Annotated in this window: 17 protein-coding genes, 1 tRNA gene and 1 other annotated feature; of the genes, 14 read left to right on the plus strand and 4 right to left on the minus strand. The window is 63.8% G+C overall.

All coding sequences use genetic code 11. The features are described 5' to 3' along the window. The first annotated feature begins 5 nt into the window (after nt 1-5). From GLL_RS08250 to GLL_RS08295, 10 genes are all read left to right on the plus strand, one after another. A complete protein-coding gene (locus GLL_RS08250) occupies nt 6-1,241 on the plus strand; it encodes a sensor histidine kinase (protein ID WP_011141585.1) in 1,236 nt (411 codons plus the stop codon). A 1-nt stretch (nt 1,242) separates the two neighbouring features. Next, entirely contained in the window at nt 1,243-1,881 is a 639-nt protein-coding gene (locus tag GLL_RS08255) for a sensor histidine kinase (RefSeq protein WP_011141586.1), read from the plus strand. A gap of 1 nt (nt 1,882) precedes the next feature. Beyond that, entirely contained in the window at nt 1,883-2,545 is a 663-nt protein-coding gene (locus tag GLL_RS08260; protein WP_011141587.1) for a response regulator transcription factor, read from the plus strand. An 82-nt stretch (nt 2,546-2,627) separates the two neighbouring features. Further along, the gene (locus GLL_RS08265; protein ID WP_197530143.1) at nt 2,628-4,736 is read left to right on the plus strand and encodes an alkaline phosphatase family protein; all 2,109 of its coding nucleotides are present in this window, start codon (nt 2,628-2,630) and stop codon (nt 4,734-4,736) included. A gap of 225 nt (nt 4,737-4,961) precedes the next feature. Next, complete coding sequence (locus GLL_RS08270) at nt 4,962-5,303, plus strand: hypothetical protein (protein WP_164928815.1); 342 nt, start codon at nt 4,962-4,964, stop codon at nt 5,301-5,303. Between the two features lie 10 nt (nt 5,304-5,313). Beyond that, nucleotides 5,314-5,664 (plus strand): RIP homotypic interaction motif-containing protein, encoded by a 351-nt coding sequence (locus tag GLL_RS08275; RefSeq protein ID WP_011141590.1) that lies wholly within the window; start codon nt 5,314-5,316, stop codon nt 5,662-5,664. Nucleotides 5,665-5,757: 93 nt separating this feature from the next. Continuing rightward, nucleotides 5,758-6,210 carry a hypothetical protein gene (locus tag GLL_RS08280; RefSeq protein ID WP_164928816.1) on the plus strand — a complete coding sequence of 151 codons (453 nt, stop codon included), beginning with the start codon at nt 5,758-5,760 and terminating at the stop codon, nt 6,208-6,210. Then, nucleotides 6,203-6,769, plus strand: coding sequence for a hypothetical protein (locus GLL_RS08285; protein ID WP_164928817.1), 567 nt, complete (start codon nt 6,203-6,205; stop codon nt 6,767-6,769). Before GLL_RS08280 ends, GLL_RS08285 begins: the two co-directional genes overlap by 8 nt. A gap of 35 nt (nt 6,770-6,804) precedes the next feature. Then, nucleotides 6,805-7,551 carry a Uma2 family endonuclease gene (locus GLL_RS08290; protein WP_011141593.1) on the plus strand — a complete coding sequence of 249 codons (747 nt, stop codon included), beginning with the start codon at nt 6,805-6,807 and terminating at the stop codon, nt 7,549-7,551. A gap of 165 nt (nt 7,552-7,716) precedes the next feature. Continuing rightward, nucleotides 7,717-7,803 (plus strand) — tRNA-Ser (locus GLL_RS08295). Nucleotides 7,804-7,824: 21 nt separating this feature from the next. Here the strand turns inward: GLL_RS08295 and GLL_RS08300 are convergent. The 4 genes from GLL_RS08300 to GLL_RS08315 form a co-directional block, all read right to left on the minus strand. Next, nucleotides 7,825-9,687, minus strand: a complete 1,863-nt coding sequence (locus tag GLL_RS08300; RefSeq protein WP_011141594.1) for an alpha-amylase family glycosyl hydrolase — start codon at nt 9,685-9,687, stop codon at nt 7,825-7,827. Between the two features lie 16 nt (nt 9,688-9,703). Next, complete coding sequence (locus GLL_RS08305; protein WP_011141595.1) at nt 9,704-10,402, minus strand: 2,3-bisphosphoglycerate-dependent phosphoglycerate mutase; 699 nt, start codon at nt 10,400-10,402, stop codon at nt 9,704-9,706. 56 nt (nt 10,403-10,458) lie between these two features. Continuing rightward, nucleotides 10,459-11,628 (minus strand): transaldolase, encoded by a 1,170-nt coding sequence (locus GLL_RS08310; RefSeq protein ID WP_011141596.1) that lies wholly within the window; start codon nt 11,626-11,628, stop codon nt 10,459-10,461. Nucleotides 11,629-12,055: 427 nt separating this feature from the next. Then, nucleotides 12,056-12,610: a DUF1269 domain-containing protein gene (locus GLL_RS08315; RefSeq protein WP_011141597.1), complete on the minus strand. Its 555-nt coding sequence runs from the start codon at nt 12,608-12,610 to the stop codon at nt 12,056-12,058. Between the two features lie 184 nt (nt 12,611-12,794). Between GLL_RS08315 and rplK the strand changes: the two genes are divergently transcribed. From rplK to rplL, 4 genes are all read left to right on the plus strand, one after another. After that, nucleotides 12,795-13,220: a 50S ribosomal protein L11 gene (gene rplK, locus GLL_RS08320; RefSeq protein ID WP_011141598.1), complete on the plus strand. Its 426-nt coding sequence runs from the start codon at nt 12,795-12,797 to the stop codon at nt 13,218-13,220. Nucleotides 13,221-13,272: 52 nt separating this feature from the next. Further along, complete coding sequence (gene rplA / locus GLL_RS08325; protein WP_011141599.1) at nt 13,273-13,989, plus strand: 50S ribosomal protein L1; 717 nt, start codon at nt 13,273-13,275, stop codon at nt 13,987-13,989. Between the two features lie 9 nt (nt 13,990-13,998). Then, nucleotides 13,999-14,142, plus strand: a sequence feature (ribosomal protein L10 leader region). A 17-nt stretch (nt 14,143-14,159) separates the two neighbouring features. Next, complete coding sequence (gene rplJ, locus GLL_RS08330) at nt 14,160-14,738, plus strand: 50S ribosomal protein L10 (RefSeq protein ID WP_011141600.1); 579 nt, start codon at nt 14,160-14,162, stop codon at nt 14,736-14,738. A gap of 31 nt (nt 14,739-14,769) precedes the next feature. After that, nucleotides 14,770-15,183: a 50S ribosomal protein L7/L12 gene (gene rplL, locus GLL_RS08335; RefSeq protein ID WP_011141601.1), complete on the plus strand. Its 414-nt coding sequence runs from the start codon at nt 14,770-14,772 to the stop codon at nt 15,181-15,183. The last annotated feature ends 50 nt before the right edge of the window (nt 15,184-15,233 follow it).

The raw sequence follows: 15,233 nt of genomic DNA on the forward strand, positions 1-15,233 counted from the left end.
TCCCAATGGAAACCCTCGGGCTTGCACCAAGGTTGCGTTCGCTGAGCCAGGCCTTGGCCGCCGGTCCCCCCTTCGCCGAGCAACTGCAGGCGGCGGGCAGCCGCACCTGGTCGATGGCCGTCGCTGCCCTCGCGGGCTTTCTAGGAGAGCATCCGGCGCGGGTGATCCTCTTTGCGGGCGGCAAATTCGATCTGGCCGCTTTGAGCGCTGTGGGCACGGTGGCACCGAAGCTTTGGCAGTTCCAGACGCTGCTGGCCCACAAACCCCAGGGCGAGGTGGTTGTCCCTTTGAGCGCGGGCGATCCGCTGGCCGATGAGAACTTTCTGGTGGTGATCGCCCACGACTTTTGCCTGGTGCTGTGCCACCGCAGCCCGACGCTGCAGTTTTCTTTTGAAACGGCGGTGGTGCGCCGCGCCTGTACCGTGCTGCGCCAGCGGCTGGTGATCACCCGTCCCGACCGGTTGGCCGCTTTCGATCGCGCCCTCAGCCACCCGCCGCTGGCGAGCGTGCGGCTGTTGTCGCGCTTCAGCCGGGCCCTGCTGGCGGAAGGCTCGCGCGCCCAGGAGTCGATCGACGGCAGCGAACTTGATTTTCTCGAATTGCTCGCCCACGAAGTGCGCACACCGCTGACCACGATTCGCACGCTCACCCGACTGGTGCTGCGCAAAGGCGGGCTCACGGAGTCCGCGCGCACCCATCTGGAGGCGATCGACCGCGAGTGCGCGCTGCAGATCGAGCGCTTTGAGCTGTTGGCCCTCGCCATGGACCACGAGCAGGGCGAGTTGGCCCTCAGGCCCCAGGCGGTGGCCGTCGACGAACTGCTTATGGGCTGTCTGGAGCGCTGGCGCGAGCAAGCCGATCTGCGCGGTCTGGCCCTCGATGTCGATCCGCCCGCCGAACTGCCCCGCGTGCACGCCGATCAGCTGCTTCTAGAACGGGTCCTGGGCGGTCTTGTGGACCGGCTGGTGCGCAGCCTGCCCTTCGGTAGCCACATCCAACTGAAAGCCGAGCGGGCCGGTTTCTGGCTCAGGGTGCGCATCGATATCACCGGCGGTTCGGTCGAGAATCCGTCGGCGGAGGACGCCAATCCCTTTCGAGTCGATTCCCAGGCCGGGGCGGTCACCCTCCGGCTGCCGGCGGCCCAGGGATTGGTGGCGGCGATGGGCGGCAAACTCACCCTGCGCCTGCGCCCCGAGGGCGAAAGCAGTACGCTGACGTTGTACCTTCCCATTCAAAGTTGACGTGGATTTCGACCGCCTCGCCCACCAGTTGCGCAACCCCGTGATGGTGATTCGCACCCTCGCGCGTCTTGTGGGCAAGCGCCTCGGGCCGGACGATCCCAACCAGGTGCTGCTCGAGCAAATCGCCCGCGAGTGCCGCCGCCTCGACGCGCTCCTGGAGGACAAACTGGAGGTGCACGCGCCGGGTCCGGTGCCCTTGGAGCCGCTGGTGGCCGAGGTGGAGCGGGCGGCAAACGCCCTGGCGCGCGAACGGCAGATCCGCTTCGAGCGGGAAGGCCAGGCGTCCTGTCAGGTCAAAGCCGACGGACGCGCCCTCTACGAAGTGCTGATGAACCTGCTCGACAACGCCTTCAAGTACACCCCGCCCGGGGGGCAGGTGCGCCTGGAGGTGCGGCCCGGCCAGAATGCCTGCACCATCGACATCGCCGACACCGGCAGCGGCATCGAGGCAGTCGATCTCGAACGCATCTTCGACGCCTACTACCGCGGCAGCCGCAACGGCGATCGGCCCGGCCGGGGGTTGGGGCTCGCCATCGCCCGAGACCTGATCGAGCAAATGGGGGGTTCTATCGACGCGCGCAACGGCGAAGGCGGCGGCAGCCGCTTTTGTGTAACCTTACCCACCGCCCAGGAGGACTGACATGGCCGCTCACCTGTTACTGGTCGACGACGATCCCGGTATTCGCCTGGCGCTGCAGGCCTATCTGGAGGACGAGGGCTTCGGCGTCACTACCGCCCGCAATGCCATCGAAGGGCTGGAACTGGCCGAAAAACACCAGCCGGATCTGGTGATCACCGACATCATGATGCCCCAGGTGGACGGCTACCGGTTCTTGCAGAAATTGCGCGCCCTGCCGCGCTTTCGCTATACGCCGGTGGTGTTCCTGACCGCCAAGGGCCAGACCGCCGATCGCATCCAGGGCTACCGCCACGGCTGCGACGCCTACATGCCCAAGCCCGGCGACCCGGAGGAACTGGTGGCCATCGTGCGCAACCTGCTCGATCGCTCTCGCCAGGTCCAATCGGAGATCGTCAGTTTGGTGAGCGAACTGAACCATCGCCCGGCCCCGGTCGCTATCGAAGCGATCGACCTGGATCTCACCCCCCGCGAGCAGGAGGTGCTGCTGCTGGTCTACGCGGGTCTGATGAACAAAGAAATCGCCGGCCGCCTGGAGCGCTCCACCCGCAACGTCGAGAAGTATGTCAGCCGCCTGCTCGCCAAGACCGGCACCAGCAGCCGCACCGAGCTGGTGCGCTTCGCCCTCGAACACGGCCTGGTCAGCCCCGGCAGCGCTGCGGGTTAACACGCCCATCACCTGGCCATGAACTCGGCTTAATGCTTTGCTGGCACAATGGCTGCCGGTCTGCATGTCCTGGAGTTGTCTGATGCGATACTTTTATTCTGCAGCGCTCGCGGCGACGCTGGCGCTCGCGGCCGTGCCCGCGGCCTGGGCGGCGCCCAAGGTGGTTTTGATCTCCCTCGACGGCGCCAACGCCTCGATCGCCGACGAGTACTTCAAATCCGGGGTACTCAATGCCAAAACCGGCCTAGGTCTGTTGCGGCGCACCGGCGCTTTTGCCCGTCAGAACGTGACGATCACCCCGTCGGTGACCGCGCCCGGCCACATCGCGATTGCGACCGGTTCGACGGCGGCCAAAAACGACATCAACGCCAACAGCTTTCACCTGATCAAGAGCAACTTCACCCAAAACACCAGCGGCTTCGGCGCTCCCATCGGCGGCTACGACGTCTCCGGCCCGACGGTGAGCGAGGAGCCCACCGCCACACCGCTGTGGGTGACCCTGCGCGCGGCGGGCAAGCAGGTGGCCACCGCCACCTGGCCGGGGGGCGACGGCGTCGATGTGCTGGAGCCCACCTCCACCAACCTCATTCAGCCTGCTTCGGTGCGCACGGTCGATTACACCGTGCCCTTCGGCTCCTTCGCAGGGGTCGGCGCCAAAGGCTTCGTGCTCGGCGCGGCGGACTTTGCCGACGGGACGGCGGCCCTGGCAAGCCAGCTTGCGGCGGCAGGTTACGTCTCCTATAGCCCCGTCAAGCAAAAAACCAGCCTGCTTGAGACTTTCACCGTGGGCGACGTCACCTACAACATTCTGGTGGCGGCTCTGGACGGTACCAACGACCAGGTCGTCAACTACGACACGCTGGTGTTCTACGACGAAGCCCAGGGTATCAAGCCCGGTCCCTTCAGCCTGCCTTCCACCGGACCCGCCTACGAGCGCGTGGACGGCAACTCGAGCAAGTTCTACCTCGAAGGCAGCAGCAACAAAGCCGGTACAGCGTTCTACGTAAGCTTTTTGGCCGGGGATCTTTCGACGGTGCGCTTCGCGCGCTACGCGACCAACTTTATTCCCCGCAACGCGCCGATTATCGCCTCGGTGGACGACATCAACAACAACGTCGGCTTCTGGGCGCCCCAGCCGGATTTTCGCATTCCGGAGCGCATCAGCCCCGGCTTTGAGACCTTCCCGGATCTCGAACTCGAAGGCATGTACGCAGATCAGGTGCGCTCGTTCGTCTCCTACCAGACCGACATTGGGTTACGGGCCATCTCCCAGAACCCGAACGCCGATCTGGTGATGATCTATATCGAGCAACCGGACGGCTCGGGCCACCAGTTCACCCTCACCGATCCGCGCCAGCCCACCGACTTCAAAAACCCCAACAGCATCGGCAGCGGTCAAGATCCGGAGAAAAAAGCCCGCTACGCAAGCTACCTCAAGACCGCTTACCAGACAGCCAGCGACGCTGTGCAGCGCATCATCCAGGCGGTGGGCACCGAGCGCGACGGCACCCCCAAAAGCGATGTGCTCGTCGTCTCCGACCACGGCATGGCCCCTTTTCACACCGCCGTGAGCATCTTCAACCTGCTCAGCAACAACGGCATCGACACCACCAAGGTGCGGGCAGTGACCACCGGCCCCGCCGCCAACCTCTACATCAGCCTGCAGGGGCGTGAGGCCGACGGTGTCGTCAGCGAGAGCGAGTATCTAGAGTTGCAAAAGAAAATTGTCGAGGTTCTGCGGGGCGCCGCCGACCCCAACCCGACCTACAACTACTCGCTGCCCGGGGGCAAACTGTTCCGGTTCGTCACGCCGCGCCCGACGCCCGAGGGCAAACCGGTGGGCTTCGCCACCAGCGACGCCATCGGCCAGGATGCGGGTGATGTCGTGGCGATTCTCAATCCCGGCTACAACTTCGACGGCACCCAGTCGCCGGTGGTCTATCGCCAGGGCGACGACACGACCGTGACCACCCCGGTGCTCTCCCTTGCCAACTTCTACGGCGCCCACGGCTACGATTCGCGTCTCCCCGAAATGAGCGCCATCTTCTACGCCGCGGGACCGAATATCCGCAAGGGCACTTTCCAGGCGGTGCGCAACATCGACGTGGCTCCGACCATCCTCCAGATTCTGGGAGTGGCCCCAGCCTCCACCGTCCAGGGCAACGCCCTGAACCGGTTGCTCAAAAAGTAAAGCAATTTTAACGGTGACACGGCCGGCGGAGGTGCAGCGCCCCCGCCGGTTTTTTTTGTGTGGCTGCGCGCATTGTATCCGTCCTGTTGCAGAGGAGCGGCTGCGGCGAGGCGCAAAGATTGTTACCGGCCGCAACCCCCATCGGTGCGCCTGCGCCCGTTTAGAAAGCAGCCCCCGGCCGGGCACATTGATAGCCATCGTTACTTTGCACAGGAGTCCAGACACATGAACAGCAAAGTGTTTCAGGCGTCGGCACTGGCGTTGATTCTGGGAGTCGCGTTTTCCGGAGCGGCCAGCGCCGATGTCACCCAGACGGCCGTGGGCATCCAGCAGAGCTACCAGTCGCAGTACCTGGAGGGCCGGGGCAACCAGACGGGCGTCAGTGTGAGCAACCTGGGCCAGTTCCAGATGGGTAGGCCGTCCTACCGGGGCGAAAACATCCAGCAGACCGCCGCCGGGGTGCAGATGACCGAGCAGGCCCAGCAGGGCTTCGGTCGCGTCAACCAGACGATGGTGGACGTGCGCGAGATGCGCCAGCGCCAGTTCAACCGCCTGCCGCGCCGTTAGGAGTGAAACAATGAGACCTCTTACCTGGTTTATGGTCCTGGCATTGGCGGTTGCCCTACCGGGGGCGGCCTGGGCGGGCACGATCGAAGTCGATCCGAGTGTGCAGACGGCCGTGGGCGTCCAGAACGCCCAGCAGGTCCAGCTCGGCTTCGGGGTGCGCGAGCAGACGGGCACCATCGTTCAGCAGCAGCCCCAGTACCAGTTCACTTCCCGGCCCCGCCGCGGTCCCACCCGCTACAACTACCCCGGAAGCGACGATATCCGCGTCGCTCCTGGAGTCCAGACGGCCGTAGGGGTCCAGAATGCCCAGCAGGTCCAGTTGGGCCTGCCCGGCTTCGGCCGCTACCGCGACCGCAACTGACGCTCTGTCGCGTTTCCCTCTACGTGTTCGCCGGGGGCGGTGTTTCAGGGGGCACCCTCCCCGGCCTGCAGCCCATTTCTTTGGAGAACACCGATGCTACGAACCCTCTGCCCGGTACTCTCGGCGGGCCTGCTGCTGGTGGCCGTCGCCCCCGCCGCCCAGGCCGACCGGATTATCATTCCGGTTTTTCAAAGCCAGACGTCGATCATCCGCGGCACCCAGGCCCAGGGCGCCGGGGGCGGCTACGGCGGTACGAGCCAGTCGGGTGCGCTCAATCAGGCGAGCGGCCAGTCCCAGACGGTGAACGTCTACGTGCCGGAGGACTTCGACGGCAACGTGACCACCGTCGATCTGGGGGATCGCAACCGCCGGTTTGGCCGCGACGACCGCTTCGGCCGCGACGATCGCTTTGAGCGCGAGCCGGGCGACTGGCGCGAGCGCTTCGAGCGCACCAAGCGCTTCGGCCGCGAGCGCGACGACCTCGAACGCCCCGAACTGCACCGCCGCGAAGGCCCGAACAACCGCCGGGGTGATCGCGATGGCTAGAAGTACCTGGCTCCTCAGTCTGCTAGCCGGCAGCTTCCTGGGGGGCGCCGGGGCCGCCGCCCAGGTCTCGGTGCAGGTGAACGGCACCGATGTCCAGGTCCAGACGGGCACCGGTGCGGTCTCAGTGAACGGCGGCCGGGTCAGTACCAACGGCTACGGCACCTCAGGCACGACCTACCAGCGCAGCTATCAATACCAGGATTCCGACGGCTACAGTGAGTGGAGTCTCACGGGCGGCGGTTCCGGCCGCTACTACCTGGTGGTGCAGCCGCCGCCGGGGCGGCTCCTCAGGGGCCGGGTGCGCCTGAACGGCCGGACGCTCGCCAACCTGAACAACCGCAGCAGTCTGGTATTGCCCCTGGCGGGCTGGTTGCGCCCCGGCCCCAACCGCCTGGATCTCGATCTGGGCGTACCGGGCGCTTCGGTGGGCCTTGCGGGCAACACCGACAGCCGATCGCCCTACTTTCGCGGGGGCAGACTCTACGGCTCCCAGCGCACCTGGCTGCAGCAGAGCGGCGGCGGCCGCTACCGGACGATCGTGCTCACGCTGGACGATTAGCTAGACTGGGGGGCAACCTGGATTGGGCCGCGAATATGACTTTTGTGCTGCCCTCCGTCACCTACCCGAGCAGCGACGGAGAACCCGTGGCCGAGACGTTCGATCACCTCTACGCCATCCTGGTGACGCTGGAGGTGCTCAGGCAATACTTGAGCGGCCAGCAAGCCACGGTGCTTGCCAACCAGTTTCTCTACTACGCCCAGGGATTTCCCCGGCTGCGGGTGGCCCCGGACGTGATGGTGATTTTCAGCGTCGCACCCGGCGGACGGGATAATTACAAAATCTGGGAGGAGGGCCAGGTTCCGGCGGCGATCTTCGAAATGACCTCGGCGGGCACCCAGCAAAACGACACGGTCGAGAAGAAGCACCTCTACGAGCGTTTGGGTGTGCGGGAGTACTGGCTATTCGATCCGAGGGGCGAATGGGTCGAAGGCCGACTGCAGGGATATCGTCTGCAACCGGTAGAAGTGATGGGCGAAGTGGTTGAGGTGTACCTGCCGATCACCGACGGTCGCAGCGCAGTTCTGGGCTTGCGCCTGCAGGTAGAAGACCGGTTGCCGGCGTTTTACCGGGAGGACAGCGGCGAGAAGTTGCTTATCCCGGCGGAACTGGCGGAGGAATTGCACCGTACCGCAGCGCTCCTGGAGCAGGAGCGCCGGGCGAGGGAGCAAGAGCGCCAGGGCAGGGAACAAGAACGTCGGGCCAGAGAACAGGCCGAAAGACGGGCGGCGGCACTGGCTGAGCGCCTGCGGGAACTGGGAGTGGATCCGGACACGGTTTAGAGCACGTGTCAGGGTAAAACCGTTGCCCATCGAGGTTTGCGGCAGCCTGCCGTTGTCTGGGCAACCTGAAACCCCGCTCCAGTCCGGCTGGCGGTCGGGCCTTACCAGCGCTTATAATGTCTTTCGCCGCAGCGGCACGGGTGGAATACCCCGCGAGTGGTTCCTGGAGAGATGGCCGAGTGGTCGAAGGCGCAGCACTGGAAATGCTGTATAGGGGCAACTCTATCGAGGGTTCGAATCCCTCTCTCTCCGTTTTTTGTGGAAGCTTGTGCCTCAGCTCAGAATCACCATGCCGCAGGGGGGCAGGTCGATGCGCACCGTGGCGCGACCGTGGCCATACTCGACAGGCACGGTCTGAGCCGACGGCGGCTGACGCAGCTGGTCGTCGCTCCATTCGCTGTGGTACAGGACGGCCATCGACGAACCTTCCGGGTGCAGCGAGGTCTCGACGGTCACCTCGGCACCTCGATTCTCCAGGCCGTGGGTGTTGAGGACCATCAGCGCCTCCGTCTCGAACAGAATTTGCGACCAGGCCACCAGCTCGCCGGCCCCCGGGAGGACAAAGGGTCGGTGGACAAACGAGGTCTCCCGCAGGTAGTGATGCCCCCGGCGCAGGGTTTTGCCGACGGCGTCCAGACGGTTGCGCAGGCGGGCGATGGCGGCGATGCGCAGATAGGTAGGGTGATCCGGGTTGAAAAAGTGGCAACCCTCGGTGCGAAAGGCACCAAAGGCACCCCCGAACATCGCTTCGCGCACGTAGCGATCGACATATTCGTGCGACCCATCGATGCCGTAGTCGTGGTTGCTCTCGGAGCCGTCCAGGGCCTGTTCGGTGCCGTAGTAAATCGAAGGAATACCGGGCATCGTCAGTTGCACGCCGACCGCGTGGGCCACCTGCCGGTAAAGGTTGGGCACCCCTTCGCCGTGGGCGGCAAAGCGCGATTTGTAGCTGCGCGAGGACATGTCGTGATCGTCGAGGACCGAGACATGATAAAGCCCGCTCTGGCGGTAGGCGCCCGCCAGGGTGTTCTCGTCGTAAAGACCGAAGAAGGCGCCCGGGTGAGCAAGGCCCTTGGCTGCGGCGGTCAGCTGAATCGGCGCGCTGACGATGTCGAGGGCCGCATCCAGGTTGCGCCCGACGATGTCGAGGTAGGCAAGCAGCATGCGGTCGTCGGTGAGTTCACCGGTGAGCAAAAAATTGTCCTTGCCGATCGACTGGGCATACTCGTTGATGGCCGCGCAGAACTTGCGCGATTCGACAGGGGAGACGTGCTTGACCGCATCGACACGAAATCCGTCGCAGTCACTGAGGGCAATCCAGTACTGGTAGACGCGGGCCAAACCGGCGATGGTGGCGGGATTGGCCAGGTTGAAGTCTTTGAGATCAAAAAAATCGCCCCGGCGAAATTCGACCTGGGGGCTCAGATAATCCTCCCAGGCCGCTTCGCTCCAGTTGATGATCCGCCCGGCGCGGGTGTACCAGTCAAAGTTTTGAAACTCCTCGGGCCAGACGCCGTCGTCGAGAGAAACAATCTCACCCACGCTGCGCCCGTCGCCGGAGCGCCAACCGTGCACCGGATAGCCGGGCGCATAGCGGTAGGGGCGCATCGATTGCGGGCTGCCGTCCCATTCGTCTCGGTAGAACCAGTTGTTGCCGCTGTGGTTATAGATCACATCGAGGATGACGTACAGGCCCCGTGCGTGGGCGGCATCGACCAAGTCGCGCAGATCCTGGCGGGTCCCGAAGCGCGGATCGATGTCGAAAAAGTTCTGAATACCGTAGCCGTGATAAGTCTCCAGATCCGCTCGCTGCTTCCAGGGTGGGTTGAGCCACAGCGTCGTCACCCCGAGCCCCTGCAGATAGTCGAGCTTGCTGATGACGCCTTTGAGGGTTCCACCTACGAATCGCTTCCCCGCCGCCATCCAGGCTCCTCTGTCTTTGACCTGGAATCGGGCCGGATCGGCCGGGTCAAAAAGCGGCCGATCCGCCTCGCGGCCGTCGCTGAAGCGGTCCGGCAACAGCTGGTAGAGAAACTGATCGCGCCAGCTTGCCGGGCTCGGATGCACTTGGCCGCGCGGCCGCAGATCCGCTTCGCTGAGCTTGCGGGGAGCTTTCTCTTCGATGGTGATTGCCATGGTGGGTGGTGGGGGGTCAGTTGGTGAGCACGGCCTTGCTGAGCATGTGGGCCGCTTTGTCGAGTTCGTAGACGATCGGCACCCCGGTGGCCAGCTCCACCTTGGGCACTTCTTCCTCGCTGAGGGTTTCAAGAATCATGATGATCGAGCGCAGGGAGTTGCCGTGGGCAGCCACCAGCACGTTGTCCCCCTGCTTGATATGGCCCAGGATACGGTTGGTGAAATAGGGGTAGACGCGCTTGCGCGTGTCCTCCAGGCTCTCGCCGCCGGGGGGGCGCACCGAGTAGGAGCGCCGCCAGATCTGGACTTGCTCCTTGCCGTACTTCGCGGTCGTCTCGGCTTTGTCGAGGCCTTGCAGATCGCCGTAGTAGCGCTCGTCCAGGGTCGCGGTGGGATAGATGGGCAACTCCGCCGCCGGGTCGCCGTCGTAGTTGTCCCAGCCGTGCCAGTTCTCGTCGTCGGCTTCGTGTTTGATGATTGGGATTTTGCCGCCGCAGATATCGTCGCACTCGGTCAGGGTAATCACCGCTGTTTCGATGGCGCGCATCAGCATGCTGGTGAAGCAGACGTTCACCCGATAATCCCGAAGTTTGCAAGAAGCGATCGTCGCCTCCGCCCGGCCGCGCTCACTCAAGGGAACGTCCACCCAACCGGTAAATTTGTTGGCGGCGTTCCAAAGACTCTGGCCGTGCCGGATAAGGATGAGGTGAGCCATGGAAAGACCCTCGCTCCGTGGTGGCTATCACAGTCGGACTGCTTTGGAGACATCACCTACGCCAGTTTCGAGACGGCCCCGATCCCGGCCCCCAATTCCTCCGCTGTGATCTTGCCGTCATGGTTGAGGTCGATGGCATCAAAAACCGCGTCGGTGCCCATCCACTCCTCGCGGGTGATAAACCCGTCGCCGTCGAGATCAAAAGTGCGGAAGATGCTTTCGAAGGCCTGGTTGAGGGCCACTTCACCCTCCAGCCGCGCCAGACGGTCGGCGAGCAGCTTCTCCAGGGCCACCAGGGCGTTGGTGAAGCCCTTGATGCCCTCGTCGAGCTTCTCAGAAGCCATGCGGTCTTCGGCGTGCCTCTTCTCGAAGGTCGCCTGGTCCATGTCGATCTTTTCGATCTCCAGGCCAGCGGCTTGGTCCGGATCCAGCTTGCGGACGAGTTCTGCGTCGGTCGCCTGCAGTTGTTCGAGAAGCTTTGGAGAGATCGTGAGCAAATCGCAGCCGGCCAGTTCGACGATTTCGCCGATGTTGCGGAAGCTCGCCCCCATCACCTGGGTTTGGTAGCCGAACTTTTTGTAGTAGTTGTAAATGGTCGTCACCGAGACCACGCCCGGATCTTCGTGGGGCTCGTAATCGCGGCCGGTTTCTTTTTTGTACCAGTCGAGGATGCGACCGACGAAAGGTGAGATGAGGGTCACCCCCGCCTCGGCGCAGGCGATCGCCTGGTGCACACCGAACAGCAACGTCAGGTTGCAGTGGATGCCTTCGTCCTCAAGAATTTCGGCGGCGCGGATACCCTCCCAGGTCGAAGCGATCTTGATGAGCACCCGCTCGCGGGAAATGCCCGCCGCTTCGTACTGGGCGATCAGTGAGCGCCCCTTTTCGATCGTCGCCTCGGTGTCGTAGGACAGGCGCGCGTCGACTTCGGTCGAGACCCGCCCGGGGACGATGGCCAGGATCTTGAGGCCAAAGGCCACCGCCAGCCGGTCGAAGGCGAGGGTGGCGACCGCCGCGGCCTTCGCCTCGGGACCCAGCTCCGCGCGCGCCTGCTTGAGGGTGTCGTCTACGATTTGCTGATACTGCGGCATCTGGGCGGCGGCGGTGATCAGCGAAGGATTGGTGGTGGCGTCGCGCGGTGTGAACTGCTCAATGGCCTGGATGTCGCCGGTGTCGGCGACGACGATGGTCATCTGCCGCAGTTGGTCAAGTAGGCTTCCGGTCATGCCCGTCTCCTTCAATTTAAGGGTTTGCTCTGAACTCAAGCTTTCCCTGGACCAAGACTCTTGCCGGAGGACAGCCCTAACAAAATACCAGCCCCCCTCCGGCTGGACAAGGACGCTGCGATACCCCGAAATCCTGGTGTCTCGCGCTTTACAAATTCTTAGAGACAACCCGCCCAACGACGGCGGCGGCGTCACGCAAGATCGGCGGCGCTTCGGGGATCATCACTGCACCGGAACGTACAGGATTTTTGCAACGCCGCGGGCATCAAGATTCTCTCTCCGCGCTACACGGCGTTGCGCGACGGCAACCACAGCACGATCTCGGAGGACTACCTGCCCAAGGGTTACACCGCCCCCGGCTTCAAAATTGCGACCGACGGCAATCTGCTCAGCGACCAAAGCCAGGAAGGCGGGGGGGGTAAGCCGTTTACTCGCCAGCGGCGGTGGAGCCTGGAGCGGGAGTGGTGCCCAGAACGGTGGTAGAGGCGGGAGTCAGCCCGCGGTTGGTAAGCACCTCCTGCAGCGCCCGTTCGTCCTCTTTGCTGAGGGAAGAACGCAGCACCCGGCCGCCGTACTTGCTCACTTCGGCGAGCACCTTGTCCGGGGTTACCTTGCGCACCAGCACGAACAACGCTGAACTACTCGGGGGCAGAATTTCCGACAACTCGCGCATAAAGTTGTCGTCGACGCCCACGTCCGAGAGCGCCCCGGCAAGTGCCCCAGAGGCGGCGCCTACTGCTACCCCCAACAAGGGGTTGAGAAAGAGCGCCCCGATGAGCAATCCCCAGAAGCCGCCGCTCAGGGCTCCGGTAGCGGGCAGGTTGACCGCCTGCTTGAGCTTGATTTTCCCTTCGCTGTCCTTGACTACGACCGCTGCATCGGCAAGGTCGATCAGATATTCCTGTTGCAGCTTGGCAAGCGCCAACCGTACTTCCTCCGCCCGGTGCTCGTCGTCGTAACCCACCACGATCAAGTCCGCCATTTCACCGTTCCCCCACATGAGCGTGCGGTGTCAAGATACCGTATCGCCCCCCGGGCGGCAACGGCCGCGCGTGGGACGCGAAGCGCGAAGCAAAAAACTGGTCCTTGCCGAATACAGGCCCGATGGGTAACAATACAAGACTGTGCCTTCGCGCAGGCGCGCATCTCCATTTCGACGCACCACCATGGCCAAGAAAGTCTCAGCAAAGATCAAGCTGGCTTTGCCCGCCGGCAAGGCGAACCCTGCTCCTCCCGTCGGCCCGGCCCTCGGTCAGCACGGCGTGAACATCATGATGTTCTGCAAAGAATACAACGCCCGCACCGCCGATCAGGTGGGCATGGTGATCCCGGTCGAAATCACGGTCTTTGAAGATCGCAGCTTCACCTTCGTGCTCAAGACCCCACCGGCGTCGGTGCTGCTCACCAAGGCGGCGGGCGTCGAGAAGGGCTCGGGCAAGCCCAACAAAGAAAAAGCAGGTACGATCACCGGCGCCCAACTGCGCCAGATTGCCGAGCAGAAGCTGCCCGACCTCAACGCCAACGACGTCGAGGCGGCGATGAAGATCATCGCCGGCACCGCCCGCAACATGGGCATCGTCATCGCCGACTAGTCTCTTATCGGGGCAGGGAATGCTTTCCCGCTACGACCCCACGGAGGAAACCATGGTCCAGTTGTCCAAGCGCCTCAAGGCCTTGCGCGAGCAGGTCGACCGCCAGACTATCTACGCGCCCCAGAAGGCCCTCGAACTGCTCAAGCAGACCGCCAACGCCAAATTTGACGAGACCGCCGAGACCCACATCCGACTTGGCATCAACCCCAAGTACGCCGACCAGCAGGTGCGCTCGACGGTGGTTCTGCCCCGGGGCACCGGCAAAGCCATCCGCATCGCCGTCTTGGCCAAGGGCGAGAAGGTGCGCGAAGCCGAGAAGGCCGGGGCGGACATCGCGGGATCCGAAGAGCTCATCGAGCGCATCCAGGGCGGCTTCATGGAATTCGACCTGATGATCGCCACCCCGGACATCATGCCCCAGGTGGCCCGCCTCGGAAAATTGCTCGGTCCGCGCGGCCTGATGCCCTCTCCCAAGGGCGGCACGGTGACGATGGACCTGGTGGGCGCCATCCGCGAATTCAAAGCGGGCAAACTCGAATTTCGCGCCGACCGCACCGGTATCGTCCACATCCCCTTCGGCAAGGTAAGTTTCACCCCCGAAGCGCTGATGGACAATCTCAAGTCGGTCCAAGATGCGATCGACCGCGCCAAGCCGTCGGGGGCCAAGGGCCGCTACTGGCGCACTTTTCATATCAAGTCGACCATGGGGCCTTCGATCGAAATCGACATCAACGCCCTGCGCGACCTCAAGCTGGAGGGCGCCGCCTAGGGCCCAGTTTTTCAACCGAATCCGCGACCGAAGACAGCAGGGGCCTTGACGCTTAATCAGCCTGCCGAGGTTGGCACATGGGAAGTACGCCTCCAGGCTTTTTCCCTTTGCGCCTCGCTTCGAATATCGGCGGGGCGATTTTTTTGCCCAACCCAAGGAGGTGAGAACCAGTGGGAAAAAGACCAGTCAAAGAAGCGCTCGTAGGCGATCTCCAGAAACTTCTGGAGAAAAGCTCGGTGGTGATGGTGATCGACTATCGCGGTCTGAGCGTCGCCGAAATCACCGGCCTGCGCCGCCGCATGCGCGAGCACGGCGGCACCTGCGTGGTGGCCAAGAACACCCTGATGGGGGTCGCTACCCGCGAGACGGCCTGGCGGAACATCGATCCGCTGCTGGCGGGTCCTTCGGCCTTTCTTTTCGGCAACGAAAAGCTCAAGGAGATGCTCAAGACCTACGAGGACTTCGCGCGCGAGACCAAAAAAACCGAGTTTCGCGGCGCGGTCGTCGACGGTACCCTCGTCACCCTCGACGGCCTCAAGGCGATTGCCGACCTGCCGCCCAAGGAGGTGCTTCTGGCCCAGTTTGCCGGTGCCCTCAAGGTGCTGCCGACCAAGATCGCCGTGGGCATCAACCAGGTGCCGACGAAGGTGGCCGTGGGCATCAACGAAGTGCCCGCCGGCCTGGCCCGGGTCCTCGAAGCGCTCAGAAAACAAAAAGAAGAACAGCAGCAGCCGCAAGCTGCCGCTTGAAGCAACCATCGACTTACAGGAGAGATAGACCATGGCAAGCGAACGCGTCGAGAAAATTCTCGAAGATCTGAAGGCCCTCAGCCTGCTGGAGGCGGCCGAACTGGTCAAAGGCATCGAAGAAGTCTTTGGCGTCAAGGCCGAGGCGCCCGCCGGGGGCGGCATGATGGTGATGCCCGGCGTGATGCCCGGCGCCCCCGCCGCCGCCGCCCCGGCCGAGCCGGTCGAGGAGCAGACCGAGTTCACCGTCATGCTCGAAGAAGTGCCCGCCGACAAGAAGATCGCCATCCTCAAGGTGGCCCGCGAGATCACCGGCCTCGGCCTCAAAGAAGCCAAGGATCTGGTCGAAGCGGCCCCCAAGGCGGTCAAAGAAGGCGTCAACAAAGACGACGCCGCGACTATCAAGAAGAAACTCGAAGAAGCCGGCGCCAAAGCCAGCATCAAGTAGTTTCAATTCCCCGGTGATCCCCTCCCGGTCCTGTCGGCCTGGAGGGGTTT

This window comes from Gloeobacter violaceus PCC 7421 (assembly GCF_000011385.1).
Classification (GTDB): Bacteria; Cyanobacteriota; Cyanobacteriia; order Gloeobacterales; family Gloeobacteraceae; genus Gloeobacter; species Gloeobacter violaceus.